Annotated in this window: 19 protein-coding genes; 8 read left to right on the top strand and 11 right to left on the bottom strand. The window is 67.2% G+C overall.

Features of this window, described 5'->3' with window-relative positions:
- Positions 1 to 85: 85 nt before the first annotated feature.
- From AB6806_RS08120 to AB6806_RS08100, 5 genes are all read right to left on the bottom strand, one after another.
- Positions 86 to 706, bottom strand: coding sequence for a 50S ribosomal protein L25/general stress protein Ctc (locus AB6806_RS08120; RefSeq protein WP_038360177.1), 621 nt, complete (start codon positions 704 to 706; stop codon positions 86 to 88).
- Positions 707 to 885: 179 nt separating this feature from the next.
- Entirely contained in the window at positions 886 to 1,449 is a 564-nt protein-coding gene (locus tag AB6806_RS08115; protein WP_038359226.1) for a VUT family protein, read from the bottom strand.
- Positions 1,439 to 2,167: a 7-cyano-7-deazaguanine synthase QueC gene (gene queC, locus AB6806_RS08110; protein ID WP_112762764.1), complete on the bottom strand. Its 729-nt coding sequence runs from the start codon at positions 2,165 to 2,167 to the stop codon at positions 1,439 to 1,441. The genes AB6806_RS08115 and queC overlap by 11 nt, the downstream gene beginning before the upstream one ends.
- A gap of 7 nt (positions 2,168 to 2,174) precedes the next feature.
- Positions 2,175 to 3,119 (bottom strand): ribose-phosphate pyrophosphokinase, encoded by a 945-nt coding sequence (locus AB6806_RS08105; protein ID WP_112762763.1) that lies wholly within the window; start codon positions 3,117 to 3,119, stop codon positions 2,175 to 2,177.
- Positions 3,120 to 3,347: 228 nt separating this feature from the next.
- Positions 3,348 to 3,929: a hypothetical protein gene (locus AB6806_RS08100; protein ID WP_113252626.1), complete on the bottom strand. Its 582-nt coding sequence runs from the start codon at positions 3,927 to 3,929 to the stop codon at positions 3,348 to 3,350.
- 195 nt (positions 3,930 to 4,124) lie between these two features.
- Between AB6806_RS08100 and AB6806_RS08095 the strand changes: the two genes are divergently transcribed.
- From AB6806_RS08095 to AB6806_RS08070, 6 genes are all read left to right on the top strand, one after another.
- The gene (locus AB6806_RS08095; protein ID WP_038359218.1) at positions 4,125 to 4,379 is read left to right on the top strand and encodes an accessory factor UbiK family protein; all 255 of its coding nucleotides are present in this window, start codon (positions 4,125 to 4,127) and stop codon (positions 4,377 to 4,379) included.
- Between the two features lie 304 nt (positions 4,380 to 4,683).
- Positions 4,684 to 5,190, top strand: a complete 507-nt coding sequence (locus AB6806_RS08090) for a type III secretion system chaperone family protein (RefSeq protein WP_038359216.1) — start codon at positions 4,684 to 4,686, stop codon at positions 5,188 to 5,190.
- Positions 5,191 to 5,310: 120 nt separating this feature from the next.
- Positions 5,311 to 6,132, top strand: a complete 822-nt coding sequence (proC, locus tag AB6806_RS08085; protein WP_112762760.1) for a pyrroline-5-carboxylate reductase — start codon at positions 5,311 to 5,313, stop codon at positions 6,130 to 6,132.
- Positions 6,133 to 6,297: 165 nt separating this feature from the next.
- Entirely contained in the window at positions 6,298 to 7,056 is a 759-nt protein-coding gene (locus AB6806_RS08080) for a TetR/AcrR family transcriptional regulator (protein ID WP_370954402.1), read from the top strand.
- A gap of 151 nt (positions 7,057 to 7,207) precedes the next feature.
- Entirely contained in the window at positions 7,208 to 9,196 is a 1,989-nt protein-coding gene (locus AB6806_RS08075; protein WP_142021667.1) for a methyl-accepting chemotaxis protein, read from the top strand.
- Complete coding sequence (locus AB6806_RS08070) at positions 9,193 to 9,552, top strand: tRNA-binding protein (protein WP_081925155.1); 360 nt, start codon at positions 9,193 to 9,195, stop codon at positions 9,550 to 9,552. The genes AB6806_RS08075 and AB6806_RS08070 overlap by 4 nt, the downstream gene beginning before the upstream one ends.
- Here AB6806_RS08070 and AB6806_RS08065 read toward each other — a convergent pair.
- Positions 9,549 to 10,499 carry a pyridoxamine 5'-phosphate oxidase family protein gene (locus tag AB6806_RS08065; RefSeq protein WP_142021668.1) on the bottom strand — a complete coding sequence of 317 codons (951 nt, stop codon included), beginning with the start codon at positions 10,497 to 10,499 and terminating at the stop codon, positions 9,549 to 9,551. The genes AB6806_RS08070 and AB6806_RS08065 overlap by 4 nt on opposite strands.
- On the bottom strand, positions 10,492 to 11,121 hold the full coding sequence (locus AB6806_RS08060; RefSeq protein ID WP_038359207.1) for a glutathione S-transferase family protein: 630 nt from the start codon (positions 11,119 to 11,121) through the stop codon (positions 10,492 to 10,494). Before AB6806_RS08060 ends, AB6806_RS08065 begins: the two co-directional genes overlap by 8 nt.
- A gap of 111 nt (positions 11,122 to 11,232) precedes the next feature.
- Between AB6806_RS08060 and AB6806_RS08055 the strand changes: the two genes are divergently transcribed.
- Complete coding sequence (locus AB6806_RS08055; RefSeq protein ID WP_112762756.1) at positions 11,233 to 12,132, top strand: LysR family transcriptional regulator; 900 nt, start codon at positions 11,233 to 11,235, stop codon at positions 12,130 to 12,132.
- A gap of 30 nt (positions 12,133 to 12,162) precedes the next feature.
- Here AB6806_RS08055 and AB6806_RS08050 read toward each other — a convergent pair whose 3' ends face one another.
- From AB6806_RS08050 to AB6806_RS08035, 4 genes are all read right to left on the bottom strand, one after another.
- A complete protein-coding gene (locus AB6806_RS08050) occupies positions 12,163 to 12,861 on the bottom strand; it encodes an alpha/beta fold hydrolase (RefSeq protein WP_142021669.1) in 699 nt (232 codons plus the stop codon).
- Positions 12,862 to 12,936: 75 nt separating this feature from the next.
- The gene (locus AB6806_RS08045) at positions 12,937 to 14,226 is read right to left on the bottom strand and encodes an ATP-binding protein (protein ID WP_081925223.1); all 1,290 of its coding nucleotides are present in this window, start codon (positions 14,224 to 14,226) and stop codon (positions 12,937 to 12,939) included.
- 164 nt (positions 14,227 to 14,390) lie between these two features.
- Positions 14,391 to 15,134 (bottom strand): response regulator, encoded by a 744-nt coding sequence (locus AB6806_RS08040; RefSeq protein ID WP_038359204.1) that lies wholly within the window; start codon positions 15,132 to 15,134, stop codon positions 14,391 to 14,393.
- 135 nt (positions 15,135 to 15,269) lie between these two features.
- Positions 15,270 to 15,791, bottom strand: coding sequence for a MarR family winged helix-turn-helix transcriptional regulator (locus tag AB6806_RS08035; RefSeq protein WP_081925153.1), 522 nt, complete (start codon positions 15,789 to 15,791; stop codon positions 15,270 to 15,272).
- Between the two features lie 184 nt (positions 15,792 to 15,975).
- On the opposite strand from AB6806_RS08035, the gene AB6806_RS08030 reads away from it, so the two are divergent.
- On the top strand, positions 15,976 to 16,863 hold the full coding sequence (locus AB6806_RS08030; protein ID WP_038359202.1) for a branched-chain amino acid aminotransferase: 888 nt from the start codon (positions 15,976 to 15,978) through the stop codon (positions 16,861 to 16,863).
- Positions 16,864 to 16,911 lie beyond the last annotated feature (48 nt).

Raw genomic sequence — 16,911 nt, 5'->3', positions numbered from 1 at the left:
GGTCCGATGTCATAGCAAAACGGCCGGGGGAGCCCGGCCGTCTCGTGATCGTTCCAGGTGAACGGCGCCGGGCGGCGCCGTTTCATCAGGCCTTGGCTTCGGGAGCGGCTTCCGCGGCTTCGGCAGCGACGGGCTCTGCCTCGACGGTCGGCGCAGAGATCGTGACGATCGTGGCGTCAGCGCCAACGGTGAGCTTGGCGCCCGCCGGAAGCTTGATCGCGTCGGCGTGGATGGAGTCGCCGACGTTCAGGCCGGCCACCGACACGTCGATGGACTCCGGAATGCTGTCGGGCTCGACGGTGACTTCGAGGGCGTGCTCGACGATCTGGACCAGGCCGCCGCTCTTGACGCCGGGGCTCTGCTCCTGACCGACGACGTGAACCGGAACCTGGACCGTGACGGTCTGGCCCTTGGCGACGCGCAGGAAGTCGACATGGATCGGGAAATCCTTGACCGGGTCGAGCTGGTAATCGCGCGGAATGACGCGCTGCTTCTTACCGGCGACTTCGATCTCGAAGATCGTGGTCAGGAAGTGGCCGCCGAAAATCAGCTGGCGGGTCTTGTTGGCGTCGAGCGCGATGGCTTCGGGAGCGGCGCCCCCACCATAGATCACGGCAGGCGTCTGGCCCTGGCGGCGAACAGCACGGGCGGCCCCCTTGCCGACCTGTGCGCGCGCCGAAGCCTCGATTTGCTTCACGGCGGTCATGTTGGATGTCCTTGACTTGTAAAATGACAAGGCCGCCTCGTGGCGGCCATCGGATTGCGCGCCCAGAGCCTCCAAGGGTGTCAGCCGGGCGCGTGGCTGCTCATAGGCGAAAACCATCGCGATCTCAAGTCCGTTCAGGCCGCGGTCCCGAAACCGGGGCGGCCTGAATGACGGAGAGGTCAGGCGGCGACCAGGCCCAGGCGTTCGTCGCGACGGCGCAGGAGCTGCATCAGGGGCAGGGCGATCACGATCATCCAGGCCTTGCCGATCACCTGGCCGGCGAGGAAGTCGAGGCTGCCGAAAGCCAGATGCAGGAAGATGACGCTGTCGACGACCAGCCCGACGAAACCGGAAGCGACGACCGCGGTGACGAAGCGCCGGCGCTGCAGCGGCGTATAGACGGCGAAATCGGCGAGCTCCGACAGGGTGAAGGCCGCGACGGAGGCGATCACGATCGCCGATGGCGCCAGCAGCGCCGAAATCAGCGTGCCGATCGCGATGGCGGCAAGGCCTGCGGCCGGGCCCAGGCGCCGCTGAACGATGTCGCGCAGCACCAGTGCGAGCCCGATCATCAGCACGCCGCTCGGGGCGCTGATGCCGGGCCAGACCGGGACGAGGCAAGGGCCCTGCGGCACGCAGACCGTGCCGACATTGCCGATCATCCAGTTCGCCGCCGGGATGGTGAGGCCGAACAGGACGAGCGCGATGACGCCCTCTGTCAGCCGCTGACGATCACGTGTCATAAGATGGTCCGCTGTTGCCGGGTGCGGCCAAATAGGCCGCAAAGCCTTTCGCACGCAAGTCGCAGGCCGGGCAATGCCCGCAGCCATAGCCCCAGCCATGCCGCGTCGCCCGGTCGCCAAGATAGCAGCTATGGGTCTCTTCGAGAACGAGGTCGAGCAGGGCCTGGCCGCCGATCTCGCGGGCGAGAGCGAAGGTCTGGGCCTTGTCGCGCCACATCAGCGGCGTGTGCAGGACGAGCCGCCGGTCAAGGCCCAGGCCGAGCGCGACCTGCATCGCCTTGATGGTGTCGTCGCGGCAGTCGGGGTAGCCGGAATAGTCGGTCTCACAGACGCCGAGCACGATGTGGCGCAGGTTGCGCCGGTAGGCGAGCGCCGCCGCGAAGGTGAGGAAGATCAGGTTCCGGCCGGGAACGAAGGTGGTCGGCAGGCCCGTCTCGGCGAAGACGATCTCGGTCTCGCGGGTCAGCGCCGTCTCGGAGATGGCGCCCAGCGCCGCGAGATCGACGACATGGTCCGGCCCGAGCCGCTCGGCATAGGTGGCGGCGAGGGCGGGCAGCTTCGCCCGGATCGCCTGACGGCATTCCATCTCGACGCGATGACGCTGGCCGTAATCGAAGCCGATCGTCTCGACCGCGTCGAAGCGGTCGAGTGCCCAGGCCAGCGCGGTGGTCGAATCCTGACCGCCGGAGAACAGCACCAGGGCGCGCGACTCTCCCAAGGCGGGCTCAGTCGAACAGGCTGGAGACGCTGGTCTCGCTCGCCGTGCGCTCGATCGCCTCGCCCATCAGCGCGGCGATGGAGATGACGCGGATGTTGCGGGCAACCTTGACCGCCTCGGTCGGCATGATCGAGTCGGTGATGACCAGCTCCTTGAGCTTGGAGCTGGCGATACGCGCCACCGCTCCGCCCGAGAGCACGCCATGGGTGATGTAGGCGAAGACTTCCTTGGCGCCCTGATCGAGCAGGGCCTCGGCGGCGTTCACCAGCGTGCCGCCGGAATCGACGATGTCGTCGATCAGGATGCAGGAACGGCCCTCGACGGAGCCGATGATGTTCATCACCTCCGACTCGCCCGGCCGGTCACGGCGCTTGTCGACGATGGCGAGCGGCGCGTCGATGCGCTTGGCCAGCGCACGCGCACGCACCACGCCGCCGACGTCCGGCGAGACGACCATGGCGTTCTTCCATTCCAGCCGGTCCTTGATGTCGCGCGCCATCAGGGGCGCGCCGAACAGGTTGTCGGTGGGGATGTCGAAGAAGCCCTGGATCTGGCCGGCATGGAGGTCGAGCGTCAGCACGCGGTCGACGCCGGCATGGGCGATCAGGTTGGCGACGAGCTTGGCCGAGATCGGCGTGCGGCCGGAGGCGCGCCGGTCCTGCCTTGCATAGCCGAAATAGGGGATCACTGCCGTGATGCGCTTGGCCGAGGAGCGGCGCAGCGCGTCGGTGACGATCAGCAGCTCCATCAGGTGGTCGTTGGTGGGGAAAGAGGTGGACTGGATGATGAAGACATCCTGCCCACGCACATTCTCCTGAATCTCGACGAAGACCTCCATATCGGCGAAGCGCCGGACGGACGCCTTGGCGAGCGGAATGCTGAGATGGTTGCAGATGGCTTCGGCGAGCGGCCGATTGGAATTGCCGGCGACGACTTTGAAATGAGAGGCCATGCCGTGGCGTACCGTTGGAAGAGGCGGGGCGCGAGCCAGCAGGGCGGGCTCAGTTGGAAGCGCTCTTAACAGCGCCGCCGCATGGAGTCGACCGCTGCGCTGCAATATCCGCGTGCAAAACATATGACAACGAAGGGCCGGCGGCATGTCCGGCCCGCGGAGCGGGGAATGAAGCCCTCGGATGCGGCTGTTGGGGAGGGCCGGTTGGCTCAGTCCCCGGAGGCGATGTCAGAGCCGCTTGCCGTTGCCTGCCGAGGCGGTGTGGGTCGCGGTATCCTTGCCGCCGGCCTTCGCCTTGCCGCCGCTCTTCTCGGCCGGCCCCAGCGCGGCCTCGGCGGCAGGCGTCGTGACGAGGAAGCCCGCGATCGCGTCCATCGAATCCGAGGCGGCCTTGGCGACGACGGTCTGGTCGATGCCGGCCCAGGGATCGGAACCGCCGCCGCGCTTGCCGATGCTCTCGCCCTGGACGCGCTGGGCGCGCTGCTTGGTCGAATCATAGACGTCCCAGACGAAGGCGAGCGCGGTCTGGCCGTCCTCGGTCGGCTGGGCGGTGAGATAGCCCTTCACGCGGAAGCGCGCCGGCTTGTCGCCCGGAACGATTTCCATCTTCCGCTCGGCCGCCGCCTCGCCGAGCAGGCCGGCGAAGTTCGTCGTCACGTCGTCGGGCGCGCCGGAGATGCTCTGGACCGAGACGGGGACGCCGGGCGCGTCGACGCGCGGGCGGGCCGCGGTCTGGGTGGTTTCCTGGCAGCCTGCGAGGGCAAGCGCAAAAACCGGCCCCAGAGCGAGGCCGCTCAAACGATGAAACATGACGCCTCCCGCCCTTTGGGCTGTGGATCGCTGCGAACTACCCTGTGCGCTCTTTCTAGGCGCATCGCCGGGCAAGGTCCAGATCGGGCGGTGAGGCGACCGTCCCGTCGCCGGCCGCGGCTTTCGATTGCGATGCGGGCGGGCTTCTCCCATATAGGCCGGAAAGCGGATGCCCCATCCGCCCGGGAGACAGCCATGGCCAGCACCAGCAACCGCTTCCTCGACGACATCGCCCGCCTCGCGACCGATGCGGCCGGCGCCGCGCAGGGCGTGCGCCGCGAGGTCGAAACCGTCGTCAAGACGCAGATCGAGAAGCTGCTGCGCGAGCTCGACGTCGTGAGCCGCGAGGAGTTCGAGGCGGTGCGCGAGATGGCCCTGATCGCCCGCGAGGAGAACGACAAGCTGGCGGCGCGCCTGGCGGAGCTCGAGGCGAAGCTCGCCAAGTCCTGACCGGGGCACCCTGACCTAAGGTTTGCGTGTCCACAGCCAAGTGCTGTGGACAGAGCCTGCGAGGGATTGAGCCCGGCGCCCGAATCCGCGGAGCTTCGGCGCTGTGTTGGGAGCGTCACAGCGCCTGCGCTATCGTCGGTGGAAAGAATTGATTCGCTAAGCAGATTCGCTCTGCCGAGGCGGACGGGAACGCTCCTCTCCGGAGCGTTGCGGAGGTGAGTTGCGTTCCTTCGGCTTTCCAGTCGCCGTGTTCCTCTTCTCGAACGCGCCGGATGCGCCTGCATCCGGATGGTGGACCTAGGGCATGATGGATCTCGATATGGATGCCGATGCGGATCGGCCCTCCAACCCTCTCGACCTGTTCGAACGACTTGCTTCCCTCAACAACTGGACCTTCGATCGCGACAGCGAGGACGAGCTGTCGGTCTCGGTGACCGGCGGCTGGGCCGAGTACCATGTCGCCATCACCTGGCTCGCCGAGGTAGAGGCCCTGCACATCGCCTGCGCCTTCGACCTCAAGGTGCCGGAACGGCGCCGCGGCGAGGTGCTGCAACTCGTCAGCCTGGTCAATGAGCAGCTCTGGCTCGGCCATTTCGACCTCTGGAGCAGCGAGAGCATCGTGATGTATCGCCATGCGCTGCTCCTCTCCGGCGGCGCGGAACCGACGGACGAGCAAGCCGCGGCCTTGATCAAGAGCGCGATCGACGCCTGCGAGCGCTACTATCAGGCCTTCCAGTTCGTCGTCTGGGCCGGCAAGACCGCCAAGGAAGGGCTCGAAGGCGCGATGCTGGAAACGATGGGCGAGGCCTGAGGGCACCGCGCCACGCGTCATGGCCGGGCTTGACCCGGCCATCTCTTGCAGGCTCTGGTCCTGAAATGCCTGGGGCAAGCCCAGACATGATGTTTCGTTCCCAGCCGCCGAGGGCCTGCCATGACCGCTTCCTTGCCGCAATCGCTCGTTCTGATCGGCGCGGGCAAGATGGGTGGGGCCATGCTGGAAGGCTGGCTGCGCATCGGGATCAAGCCGGCCGGCATCAGCCTGATCGACCCCAAACCGTCGGATGAGATCGTCGAGCTCGCGGGCGAGAAGGGGATGCGGCTGAACCCCTCGGCGAAGGAGATCCCGCCGGTCGAGGTGCTTGTGCTGGCGACCAAGCCGCAGATGCTCGACACGGCCGCTCCGGCCGTGCAGGCCTTCATCCATCCCAAGACGCTGCTGATCTCGATCCTGGCGGGCAAGACGCTGAGCGACCTCGCCGCGCGGCTGCCAAATGCGGGCGCGATCATCCGCGCCATGCCGAACCTGCCGGCCTCGGTGCAGCGCGGTGCGACGGCGGCCGCGCCGGGCAAGGGCGTCAGTGCGGCGCAGCGCGCGACCGCCGACGCGCTACTCGCCAGCATCGGCAAGGTCGAATGGCTCGACGACGAGGCGCTGATCGACGCGGTCACGGCGGTGTCGGGCTCGGGGCCGGCCTATGTCTTCCATATGGTCGAATGTCTTGCCGCGGCCGGCGTCGAGGCGGGGCTTCCGGCCGATGTCGCCGAGCGGCTGGCGCGCGCCACCGTCGAAGGGGCGGGGGAATTGCTGTTCCAGTCGCCGCTGCCGCCCGGGACGCTGCGCCAGAACGTGACCTCTCCCGGCGGTACGACGGCGGCGGCGCTCGAAGTGCTGATGGCGGAGGACGGCCTCAAGCCGTTGATGCTCAAGGCCGTCGCTGCTGCCAAACGTCGCGCCGGCGAGCTTTCAGGCTGACGCCGTTCGGTTTATTGTTGAAAGGCGAGCGATTTCAGCCGCTTGCGTGAGGAGTCTCGTCGCGCGATCCGGCGTCCGCCGCGCGCGAAAATGCGCCGGGCGGTCTTCCACCTGCCACGATGGCGGCTTACCTTCTCTTGAGAGCGAAGCGAGAGGAGCAGAGCCATGGCCCGCAAACCCGTTTCCACCAAGGCCGAAGCCGCCGAGGCGACGGCCAAGGAAGCCACCAAACCGGCCGATCCGCGCAAGCGGGCTGTCGATGCGCTGATGAACCTGGCCGCAAGCCGGCCATGGGACGAGATTGAGCTTCCTGATATCGCGACCGAGGCGGGGCTGACGCTGGCGCAGCTGCGTGGGCTTTTCCCGTCCAAGCTCGCCATGCTGGGTGGCGTGACCCGCATCGTCGACGATGCCGTGCTCGCGGGCATGTCGGACGATCTCGCCGCCGAGCCCATCCGGGAGCGGCTCTTCGATCTCGTGATGCGCCGGCTCGACGCGATGGCGCCCTACAAGGCGGCTCTGCGCAGGATCGTGCCGGTCATCCGCCGCGATCCGCTGGCGCTGGCGGCGCTCAATCGCAGTGCGGTGAATTCCTGGCGCTACATGCTGGCCTCCGTCGGCATCCCGACGGAAGATTCGCTCGGGGCCTTACGCGTGCAGGGCGCGGTGCTGCTGATGGCGCGTGTCTCCGACACCTGGCTGGACGACGACGAGCCGGAGCTGTCGAAGACCATGGCGCGGCTTGACCGCGAGCTGAAGACCGCCGGCCGCATCATGGCGCGGGTCGAGGATGTGCACCGGCTGACGGCGCCGTTCCGGGGGCTGGCGCGGGCGATCTGCTCGGGCCGCCCGCTGAAGGCGCGGCGGCGCGAGCGGGCTTCCGAGCGCGGCGAGGACAACGAGGATTACGCGCCGGCGATCTGACCGGCGCAGCCCCTGCCGAAAGGTCCGCGGGCGGGCGTCGCTTCCGCCTGCGCCGGCAACCCCCGAACATGGCCGAAACGCGACGATTTTAAGCGCGCTTTAGGCAATTCATGGGAAAGGACGACACTTCTCCTCGCGTGCAGGACAGGCGATGTCGTTCTTCCGGAAAATTGCGACCCTATCGATCGGTCGTTCCTTCGCCCTGATCGCGGGCCTGGCCGTCATTATCGCGGCCGGAGGCGTCGGCTACACGCTGAACGCCGCGCACACCGAAATGCTCGCCCTGAAGCGCGCCGAGATGAAGAACGCGGTCGAAGCCGCGGCGACCACGGTGAAGAGCTATCTGGCGCGGGCCGAGGCCGGCGAGCTCAAGGAGGACGACGCCAGGAAGATGGCCATGGAGGCCATCGGCAATGCGCGCTTCGACAACGGCAACTACTACTTCATTGTGAATTACGACGGCATCAGCGTGCTGCATGCCAACAAGAAGATCCAGTCGACCGACATGAAGCCGCTCAAGGATGCGGACGGCAAGTTCTTCGTGCAGGACATGGTCGCGCTGGCGAAGGCGAAGGGCGAGGGCTTCCTCGACTATGGCTGGCTCAAGATCGGCGACAGCCAGCCTTCGCTGAAGATCTCTTACGTCATCGGCATTCCGAAGTGGCAATGGGTGGTGGGCACGGGCGCCCATGTCCAGGATGTCGACGCGGCTTTCCTCGGCATGGTCGGCGGCGTCGCCAAAGTCCTGGTTCCGCTGGGCCTGCTCATGCTCGGTCTCGTCATCGTCCTCAGCCGCCGCGCCTCGCGGATGCTGACCGCTTTGTCGTCCTCGATGAACGAGCTCGCGGCGGGCGATCTCCAGGCCGAGATCGCGCATCAGCAGCGGCCGGACGAGATCGGCTCCATGGCGCGCGCGCTCGTCGTCTTTCGCGATCAGGCGCTGGCCAAGGAGGCGATGGAGGCGGACAAGCTGCGCGCCGAGGAAGAAGCGGCCGGACACCGCAGTGCGGCCGACACCGAGAGGCGGCGCAACGAGGCCGACCGCGTGGAGCAGGCGCGTGTGCAGGCCGATGTCGTCCAGGCGCTGGGAGCGGGGCTCGAGCATCTGGCCGGCGGCGATCTGACCTACCGGATCGACGAGGCGTTCTCGGCCGAATACGTCAAGCTCAAGGACGATTTCAACGCCGCCATCGTCAAGCTGCAGGATGCGATGCGCCAGATCGCGGCCAATACCGAGAGCATGAAGGCGGGCTCGGTCGAGATCAGCCAGGCGGCGGACGATCTCGCCGGCCGCACCGAGCAGCAGGCCTCCTCGGTCGAGGAGACGGCTACGGCGCTCGACCAACTGACTGCCACCGTGCGCCAGACCGCCGAGAGTGCGCGCCTGGCCAACCAGGCCACCGAACAGGTCAAGACCGAGGCCGAGCAGTCGACCAGCATCGTGCGCGATGCCGTGACGGCAATGGGGGGCATCGAGAAATCGGCGCAGGAGATCTCGCAGATCGTCGGCGTGATCGACGAGATCGCCTTCCAGACCAATCTGCTGGCGCTCAATGCGAGCGTCGAGGCGGCGCGCGCCGGCGATGCCGGCAAGGGCTTCGCCGTCGTTGCCTCCGAGGTGCGCGCCCTGGCGCAGCGCTCGGCTTCGGCGGCCAAGGAGATCAAGGGGCTGATCGACGCTTCGACCCTCGAGGTCGAGAAGGGGGTCGCGCTGGTCGGGCAGACCGGCGGGGCGCTGCAGCGCATGGCCTCCGAGATCGCGCGTGCCACCGGCCTCGTCGCCCAGATCGCGGGCGCGGCGCAGGAGCAGGCCTCCGGCTTGCAGGAGGTCAATGCCGCGGTCGGCGAGATGGACCAGGCGACGCAGCAGAACGCGGCCATGGCCGAGCAGTCCACCGCCGCGGCCCATTCGCTGTCGCAGGAGGCCGACCGGCTCTCGGCGCTCGTCGCCCGCTTCCAGATCGGCGGCGACGCTGCCAGGCTGCAGGCGATCGCCCGGACGATGCAGGCGGCGGTCGCTCCGGCCCCACCGGCACCGCGCCCGGCTGTGCCACGGGTCGCAAAGGTTTCCGCCGGCGTGGCCGCCGCTGCCCGCAAGCCCGATCTCGATGCCCATGACAAGGGGTGGGAGGAATTTTGAGCGCGTCCCAGGAAACAGCCGCGACGATCGGCTTCGACGATTTCCTCAAGGTCGATATCCGCGTCGGTACGATCGTCGAGGCGGAGCCTTATCCGGAAGCGCGCAAGCCGGCGATCAAGCTGGTGATCGATTTCGGCGGCACGATCGGGCGGAAGAAATCCTCCGCCCAGATCACCAAGCATTACCGGCCGGAGGATCTGCCCGGCCGGCAGGTGCTCGCCGTGGTCAATTTCCCGCCGCGCCAGATCGGCAAATTCATGTCGGAGGTGCTGACGCTGGGCATGCCCGACGCCGATGGCGAGGTCGTGCTGATCGGCCCCGGCCATGCCGTGCCGGATGGTGGGCGGCTGTTCTAGACAGCGCTGGCCAAAGCGGGTTGGTCCCAGAGGCCGGTCTGCAAGGTGGTCGGCGCGTAAGCCGGTGCTGACCAGCGCAGCGGTAGCGCATTTTCACGACGCCAGCCGCGCCTGACATGAAAGCGCCAGAGCCGCTCCGCGCCATCGAGGCGGGCGGCTTCGGGATCGTTCCAGAGAATCTCGACTGCACCCTGGAGCTGCAGCACCGTGCCCGTGCGGAAATCGACGAAGAGCAATGCGGCGCGCGGCTCACGCAGGAGATTGCCCAAGGTGTTGAAATAGCTGTTCCCGGCGAAGTCCGGCACCGTCAGCGCATCGTCGTCGATGCGGACGAAGCCGGGTCTGCCGCCACGGTGGGACATGTCGATACCGGCGGCCGCACCTGCATCCGTCCCGGCAGCGCTCGCCACAAAAAAGGTATCGGCTGCCGCGATCAGCTGTCGTGCCGGTGCGTCGAGACGGGTGACCTCTACCGCTTCGGCCGACCCCGACTCCGTCCACCCTTCGATCGTGCGGGTCTGGATGTATTTGGCGCAATTTCCGAAACTCTGAGTTACGGCGACGGAGAAGCCGGTTTCTCCGACCGCTGCGATCGTTCCGTTGGCGCGATTGCGCCGCCGCGTCTCGAACTGGATGCCGAGAAGGCCGATTCCCGCTCCCGCTTGGAAGGCCTCGGCGGCAGGGTCCTGCGTCGAGGGCAGCGCCCTGACGATGAGGGTGTTCGGCGTCGGGCTCTCGATCAAGCCCGGATGCCCGGTCAGCACTGTCGCAAGCGGCCAGCCCTGCGCGTCCAGAATGCCGGCGAAGAACCAGGGCAGCTCGGCGAAGAACAGGCGGTGCTGATCCGGCATGAAGCCACGGATGCCGCCGCCGCGCGAGAACTGGCCGGCGCGTGCCTGCGCCTCCAGCTCGCCGCCATGGAAGGGCGTGAGGGACGCGTCAATCATCGCTGGTCTCCTCGGGCAAGGGCGAAGGCGGGATTGGCTTGAAGAAGGACAAGGCCTCGATGCGGGCGAGCCAGGCCCGCAGGGACGGATAGGACGCGAGCGACAGCCCGCCTTCCGGCGCATGAGCGACATAGGAATAGCAGGCGAGGTCGGCCAATGTCGGATGGTCCGCTGCCAGGAAGCTGCGCTTGCTGAGATGCGCCTCCATGAAGGGGAACAGGCGCTCGGCAACGCGCCGGGCCCTTGCCTTGTCGTCGCACAGGCCGAACTGAACGATCATGCGGGCCGTCGCCGGACCGTGCATGACCTCGCCTGCGGCAATGGACAGCCAGCGCTGGACCTGGGCGGCTTGCAGCGGGTCGAGCGGTAACCAAGGACCCTGTGGATCATAGCGCCGCGCGAGATAGACCATGATCGCGTTGCTGTCGGCGAGAGCGAGATCGCCGTCTTGAAGCACCGGAATCTGGCCGAGCGGATTGAGCTGGAGAAAGGCCTCGCTTCGGCGGACATCGGCCGGGGCCGCCTCGAAGCGATAAGGCAGGCCGAGTGCCCGCAGCAGCAGCTCGACGCGGTGGGTGTGACCCGAGAGGGCCGTGCCGTGAAGCGTGATCTCCGTGTGCATCGCCGATCTCCCTGCAGCCGCCATATGCGCCGGGGATAAGATCGTCATTTCACCATTCGAGCGAAATCTGCTATTGATTGAAATCAGAATTCCAAAATCTGAAACAGTGACATGGACCGGCTGGACGAGCTCGCCATCTTCGTCGCGATCATCGAGGCCGGCAGCCTTGCCGGCGCGGCGCGACGCCTGCGCCGCTCGCGTCCGGCCGTGACCCGTGCGCTGGCGGCGCTGGAGGATCGCGTCGGACAGCGGTTGATCACCCGCTCGACCCGCCGCTTCATGCCGAGTGAGGCCGGCCGTGAACTCGCTATTGCGGCGCGCCGCGTGCTCGGCGATTACGCGGCTTCGCTCGGCGGCGTCTCCGAGGCGCCGGTCAGCGGACTGCTGCGCATCACGGCGCCGCTCTCCTTCGGGCGACGCCATGTCACGCCGCTGGTCTCGGAATTTCTCGATCTTTATCCGCAGGTGCAGGTCGAACTGGTGCTGGCCGACCGCAATCTCGACCTGATCGAGGAGGATCTGCAGGTCGCCGTGCGGATCGGGCCCCTGCCGCATTCGCGTTTTCGCGTGCGCAAGGTCGGCGAAGTCAGGCGTATCCTGGTGGCTTCGCCGGCTTATCTGGCAGGGGCGCCGCCGTTGCGGCGGCCCTCGGACATCGCCGCCCATGAGACGATCGTCAGTGTCGCCGCGACCCCGATCATGACCTGGCAGTTCGGCGGCGCCGGGCGGCGCAGCCGTGTGGCGCTCACGCCCAGGCTGATCGTCAACGAGGTCGAATCGGTGCTGATCGCGGCACGGGCAGGGCGGGGCCTGGCCCGCCCGCTCTCCTATCAGGCGGCCGACGACATCGCCGCCGGAACGCTGGTGCGCCTGTTGCCGGAATTCGAGCCAGAGGCACTGCCGGTGCAATTGGTGACTCCCGGCGGCCGGCACCCGCTGCCACGGGTGCGTGCTTTCATCGACCATGCGGTCGAACGCCTGCCGAAGCTTGCGCCGATCGGTGCCGCGTAAGGCGTGCAGACCGTTCCGGCATCGGAGGCTCTAACGCAACGAGCCGGCGAAGCTCGCTATCGCCGAAACGACCTGACCCTCGCGGCCGATGAAGCCGTGATAGGCGCGCGCCTGGCAGGGATTGCCCGTCGAGGATCCGCCGTCGATCCAGAGCAGGCGCGCCTTGCCGCCGGTCCATTGCTGAAAGGCGACGGCCGATTCCGGCAAGGTGACGCGGCACGTGTCCTGACGGTGATGAATGATCAGGGTCGGCGGCAGGCGCCCGGGATCGCCGATCATGCCGCGCGCTTCGTCGAGCATCGACGAGGCGAAGACGATGCCGTCCGGCCGCGCCGGCAAGGTTCCCGCGACCTTGAGCGCGCCGCGGCTCATCGCGACGACGATCACCCGCGGCGCGATGGCGCGCATATATTCGACCGCCTTGGCCGGGTCGGCATTGGCGTCTAGCGTGATGCTGGCGATGCCGCTGCGCAGATAGGCGCTACGTGTCCTGACGATCCAGTTGCCGTCACGTGCGACGCTGCCATCCGAGCCGATGCCGACATAGCCGTCGCCGCCCGTGAGGAGCACGAGGCCGGCGCGGGCCTTTCCGGCCGGCTTGTCCAGCAGGGCCCGGCCTCCGCCGAACAGGCCTCCGCCGAGATCGACGACCTCCTCGGCGCGGGCTGCGGCGATCGAAAGGAGGAGCGACGCCACCAGAAGCGCTGCAACGATCCGGAATGTCTGCATGGCGAGCCCCAACAAGCAAACTTTGAGACCAGTTACGGCTCCGGGCCGACAAGTGTCGAGTCGCTTTCCGCTGCGTCAGACCGGCAGCCGCACCGTCGCGCGCAGGCCGCCGAGCGGGGAATCGCCGAGCATGATGTCGCCGCCATGGGCGCGGGCGATGTCGCGAGCGATGGCGAGGCCGAGGCCGGTGCCGCCGCCATCGACATTGCGGGCCTCATCCAGGCGGAAGAAGGGGCGGAAGACCTCCTCGCGCTGGTCCGGCGGAATGCCGGGGCCGTCATCGTCGACGGTCACGATCAGATAGCGCGCGTCATGGGTGGCGCGGATCGCGATGCGGTCGCCATAGCGGGCGGCGTTGGAGACGAGGTTGGTCAGCAGGCGACGGAAGGCATCGGGCCGCACGACGACCAGCGGGTCGCCCATCACCTCGAGCGCGGTCTGGTGCCCCTGCCGCTCGGCATCGGCCTTCAGCTCCTCGAGCAAGGCGCGGATATCGGTCTCGACCGGAACCTCGCCGGCGTCGCCGCGCGCGAAGGCGAGATAGTCCTCCAGCATGCGGCTCATCTCGTCGACATCCTTCTCGAGCGCTTCGATCTCGGATGATCGTTCCAGGAGCGCGAGCGAGAGGCGGAAGCGGGTGAGGATGGTCCGAAGGTCGTGGCTGACGCCGTTGAGCATCGTGGTGCGCTCGCCGATGGCGCGCTCGACACGGCGCTTCATCTCGATGAAGGCATTGCCGGCTCGGCGGACCTCGCGGGCACCGCGCGGGCGGAACTCGGCGTCGCGCCCCTTGCCGAAAGCTTCCGCCGCGTCGGCGAGCTTGAGGATCGGCCGGATCTGGTTGCGCAGGAACAGCACGGCGATGGTCAGGAGGATCAGCGAGGTGCCGATCATCCAGAGCAGGAAGATGTGGCTGTTCGAGGCATAGGCCGCGTTGCGCCGGGTCAGGATGCGCATCACGTCCTTGCCGAGCTTGATGCGGATCTCGATCAGGCTGGAGCGGCCGACCGTGTCGAGCCAGAAGGGGCGGGCGACCTGCTGGCTGAGCTCGGTCGAAAGCGCGTTGTCGAGCAGCGAGAAGAAGGGGCGGGGGCCGGGAGCGGGCAGGTCGGTATCGGGAATGATGTCGACATCCATGCCGAGCCGCTCGGCGGCGATGCGCGAGAGCGTCGTGATGTCGGCATCCTGCGGATAGCTTTCATAGACGTCGATCAGCATGGCGATGTCGGCCGAGACGGCGGCGGAAAGCCGCTGTGTCACCAGCTGCCAATGGCGCTCCATGAAGACATAGGCGATGACCGATTGGAGCAGCACGACAGGCGCGATGACGATGACCAGCGCGCGCGGGTAAAGCCCCTTGGGCATGTAGCGCGCCACGATATGGAGCGGCCGGCCGATCTGTCTCAGGACCGGCTTGATGGCGCTGTTGGCCCGGTGTGCGAGGCGGGGCAGGGCGGAGCGGGCGCGCGCGAGCCAGGTCGTCGCGACCTGCAGCGCGCCTCGTCCTTGTCCGTCCTGCTGAACCGGTGTCACGTCCTGTCCGTCAACAGCCTGTAGCCGACGCCGCGGACGGTCTGGAGGTAGAGCGGATCGGCCGGGTCGCGCTCGATCTTGCGGCGCAGACGGTTCATCTGCACGTCGACGGTGCGGTCATTGGCGGCGGAACCCTGCGCGGCCAGCTCCTCGCGCGGCACGACCTCGCCGGCGCGCTCGGCCAGCGCCGTCAGGATTTCGCGCTCGCGCTCGGTCAGGCGGATGGTCTCCTCGCCCTTGCGCAATTCGCCGCGTGCCAGCCCGTAGAGGAAGGGGCCGAAGCGGACGAAATCCGGCCGCGTGCCGGATTGCGCGGCCTCGACGACCACGGTGCGCTTCAGGATATTGCCGAGGCGCAGCAGCAATTCACGCGGTTCGAAGGGCTTTGCCAGATAATCGTCGACGCCGATCTCCAGCCCGTTGACGCGGTCCTTGCCATCGGCGCGGGCGGTCAGCATCAGGATCGGCACGGCGGAACCGCCGCGGAAGCGGCGGGCGAAGTCGAAGCCGTTCTCGCCCGGCATCATCACGTCGAGCACGATGGCGTCGAAGACGAGGTTGTCGAGGCGCGTATCGGCTTCCGCGGCATTGGCGGCCGTGGTGACGCGGTAGCCGTTGTCGCCGAGAAAGCGCGCCAGCAATTCGCGCAGGCGCCGGTCGTCGTCGACGACGAGCACATGCGGGGCCTCATCGGGCAATATCTTGCGGGCCGGCTTCGCCGGGGCTTCCATTGCGATCATCCGAGCGTCTCTATTCGTCGCGCATCCCTTGGCGCGAACCCTCCGGCCCTCATAGCACAGGGCGATGACGGGGTCGTCAATCGATCATGGGAACCCCGCTGCCCGGTGGCCGCAGGGCCGGCGCGGCATCGTGGTTCAGGCGCCGGAGAGCAGTCCCTGCACCTTCGGACGTTCGGACGGGTCGATCAGCGCGGCGAGATAACGCGCGATGGTCTCGGCCGCTTCGGGGCCGACATTGTCGAGCGCCGCCATGATCCGCTTCGACTGGAGCTGGACGAGGCGCTGCGCCAGATCCTGTCCGGCCGGTGTGGTGTGGAGATGGCGCTGGCGCTTGTCCTGGCGCCCGGTGCGCTGCTCGATATAGCCCTTCTCGACCAGCTCCTTCAGCACGCGGTTGAGGCTCTGCTTGGTGATCTGGAGGATGTCGAGCAATTCGGCGATGGTCAGCCCCGGCCGGCGCTGCACGAAATGCAGCACGCGGTGATGGGCGCGGCCGAAGCCGTAATCGGCGAGGATACGGTCGGGATCGCCGACGAAGTCGCGATAGGCGAAGAAGAGCAATTCGATCAGGTCGAAGGGGACGGGCGCAGCCGTCGCCGGCAAAGGGGCTGCCCCCTTTGGCACGATCGGTTCCGAGCGGGTCTGGCTCTGGGCCAAAAAAGCTCTCCAGAAATTTAGGTCAACGTTGTTGACATATCTCAGACGGAAGATTACCAGTCAAGCGCGCTGAGCGAACGATTATTTCAAAGCGTGTCGTGGCAGCGCAGCTTTAGACCCATGCTTGCGTTCCGGATTCGGCTGTGCCGGAGTTCGGATGAGGAAGCACCCAGGAGAAGGTCCCATGTCAGTCATTCCTTTCGACCAGCGCGATGGCGTCATCTGGTTCGACGGCAAGCTCGTGCCCTGGAAGGACGCGAAGATTCACGTACTGACCCATGGGCTCCATTACGGCTCCTGCATCTTCGAGGGCGAGCGCTCCTATGACGGCGTGATCTACAAGTGCACGGAGCACTCCAAGCGCTTCCACAAGTCCGCCGAGATCATGGATTTCACCATCCCCTATTCGGTCGCCGAGATCGACGAGGCCAAGTATCTCTGCCTGAAGGAAAACGGGCTCAAGGACGCCTATATCCGCCCGGTCGCCTGGCGCGGCTCGGAGATGATGGCGGTGTCCGGCATCAACAACACCATCCACACCGCGATCGCGGTCTGGGAGTGGCCGAGCATGTTCGACATGGCGGCGAAGCTGAAGGGCATCCGCCTCGATATCGCCGACTATCGCCGGCCGGACCCGGCCTGCGCGCCGGTCCATGCCAAGGCGGCGGGACTCTACATGATCTGCTCGCTCTCCAAGCACAAAGCGGAGCGCGCGGGCTATGCCGACGCGATGATGCTGGACTGGGAAGGCAATGTCGCCGAATGCACCGGCGCCAACATCTTCTTCATCAAGGACGGCGTGATCCACACCCCGCTGGCCGACCGCTTCCTCAACGGCCTGACCCGTCAGTCGGTGATCGAACTGTGCCGGCAGCGCGGCTTCGAGGTGGTGGAGCGGCGCATTCGGCCGGAGGAGCTCGAAGGCTTCAGCGAGTGCTTCATCACCGGCTCGGCCGCCGAGGTGACGCTGGTCGCCGAGGTCGGTCCATACAACTTCATCACCGGCAATATGGGCAAGGTGATCATGGAAGATTACTCGGCGGCGGTGCGCCCGCAGTCGAAGGCGGCGTGAAACAGCGCCCTTGTGCCCGGGTCTGACCCGGGCCTCTCCAGAATATCC

The organism is Allobosea sp. RCC_152_1, assembly GCF_041360765.1.
Taxonomy (GTDB): domain Bacteria; phylum Pseudomonadota; class Alphaproteobacteria; order Rhizobiales; family Beijerinckiaceae; genus Allobosea; species Allobosea spartocytisi.
The sequence above is the reverse complement of the archived record's forward strand: the minus strand, read 5'-3'. Positions and strand labels throughout refer to the sequence as shown.

Excerpts from the sequence above, each read along its gene's own strand:
- AB6806_RS08120 (WP_038360177.1), bottom strand. The coding sequence starts at position 706 with ATGACCGCCGTGAAGCAAATCGAGGCTTCGGCGCGCGCACAGGTCGGC.
- AB6806_RS08115 (WP_038359226.1), bottom strand. The coding sequence starts at position 1,449 with ATGACACGTGATCGTCAGCGGCTGACAGAGGGCGTCATCGCGCTCGTC.
- AB6806_RS08105 (WP_112762763.1), bottom strand. The coding sequence starts at position 3,119 with ATGGCCTCTCATTTCAAAGTCGTCGCCGGCAATTCCAATCGGCCGCTC.
- AB6806_RS08100 (WP_113252626.1), bottom strand. The coding sequence starts at position 3,929 with ATGTTTCATCGTTTGAGCGGCCTCGCTCTGGGGCCGGTTTTTGCGCTT.
- AB6806_RS08095 (WP_038359218.1), top strand. The coding sequence starts at position 4,125 with ATGGCCAGCACCAGCAACCGCTTCCTCGACGACATCGCCCGCCTCGCG.
- AB6806_RS08090 (WP_038359216.1), top strand. The coding sequence starts at position 4,684 with ATGATGGATCTCGATATGGATGCCGATGCGGATCGGCCCTCCAACCCT.
- proC (WP_112762760.1), top strand. The coding sequence starts at position 5,311 with ATGACCGCTTCCTTGCCGCAATCGCTCGTTCTGATCGGCGCGGGCAAG.
- AB6806_RS08080 (WP_370954402.1), top strand. The coding sequence starts at position 6,298 with ATGGCCCGCAAACCCGTTTCCACCAAGGCCGAAGCCGCCGAGGCGACG.
- AB6806_RS08075 (WP_142021667.1), top strand. The coding sequence starts at position 7,208 with ATGTCGTTCTTCCGGAAAATTGCGACCCTATCGATCGGTCGTTCCTTC.
- AB6806_RS08065 (WP_142021668.1), bottom strand. The coding sequence starts at position 10,499 with ATGATTGACGCGTCCCTCACGCCCTTCCATGGCGGCGAGCTGGAGGCG.
- AB6806_RS08060 (WP_038359207.1), bottom strand. The coding sequence starts at position 11,121 with ATGCACACGGAGATCACGCTTCACGGCACGGCCCTCTCGGGTCACACC.
- AB6806_RS08055 (WP_112762756.1), top strand. The coding sequence starts at position 11,233 with ATGGACCGGCTGGACGAGCTCGCCATCTTCGTCGCGATCATCGAGGCC.
- AB6806_RS08050 (WP_142021669.1), bottom strand. The coding sequence starts at position 12,861 with ATGCAGACATTCCGGATCGTTGCAGCGCTTCTGGTGGCGTCGCTCCTC.
- AB6806_RS08045 (WP_081925223.1), bottom strand. The coding sequence starts at position 14,226 with ATGCCCAAGGGGCTTTACCCGCGCGCGCTGGTCATCGTCATCGCGCCT.
- AB6806_RS08040 (WP_038359204.1), bottom strand. The coding sequence starts at position 15,134 with ATGATCGCAATGGAAGCCCCGGCGAAGCCGGCCCGCAAGATATTGCCC.
- AB6806_RS08030 (WP_038359202.1), top strand. The coding sequence starts at position 15,976 with ATGTCAGTCATTCCTTTCGACCAGCGCGATGGCGTCATCTGGTTCGAC.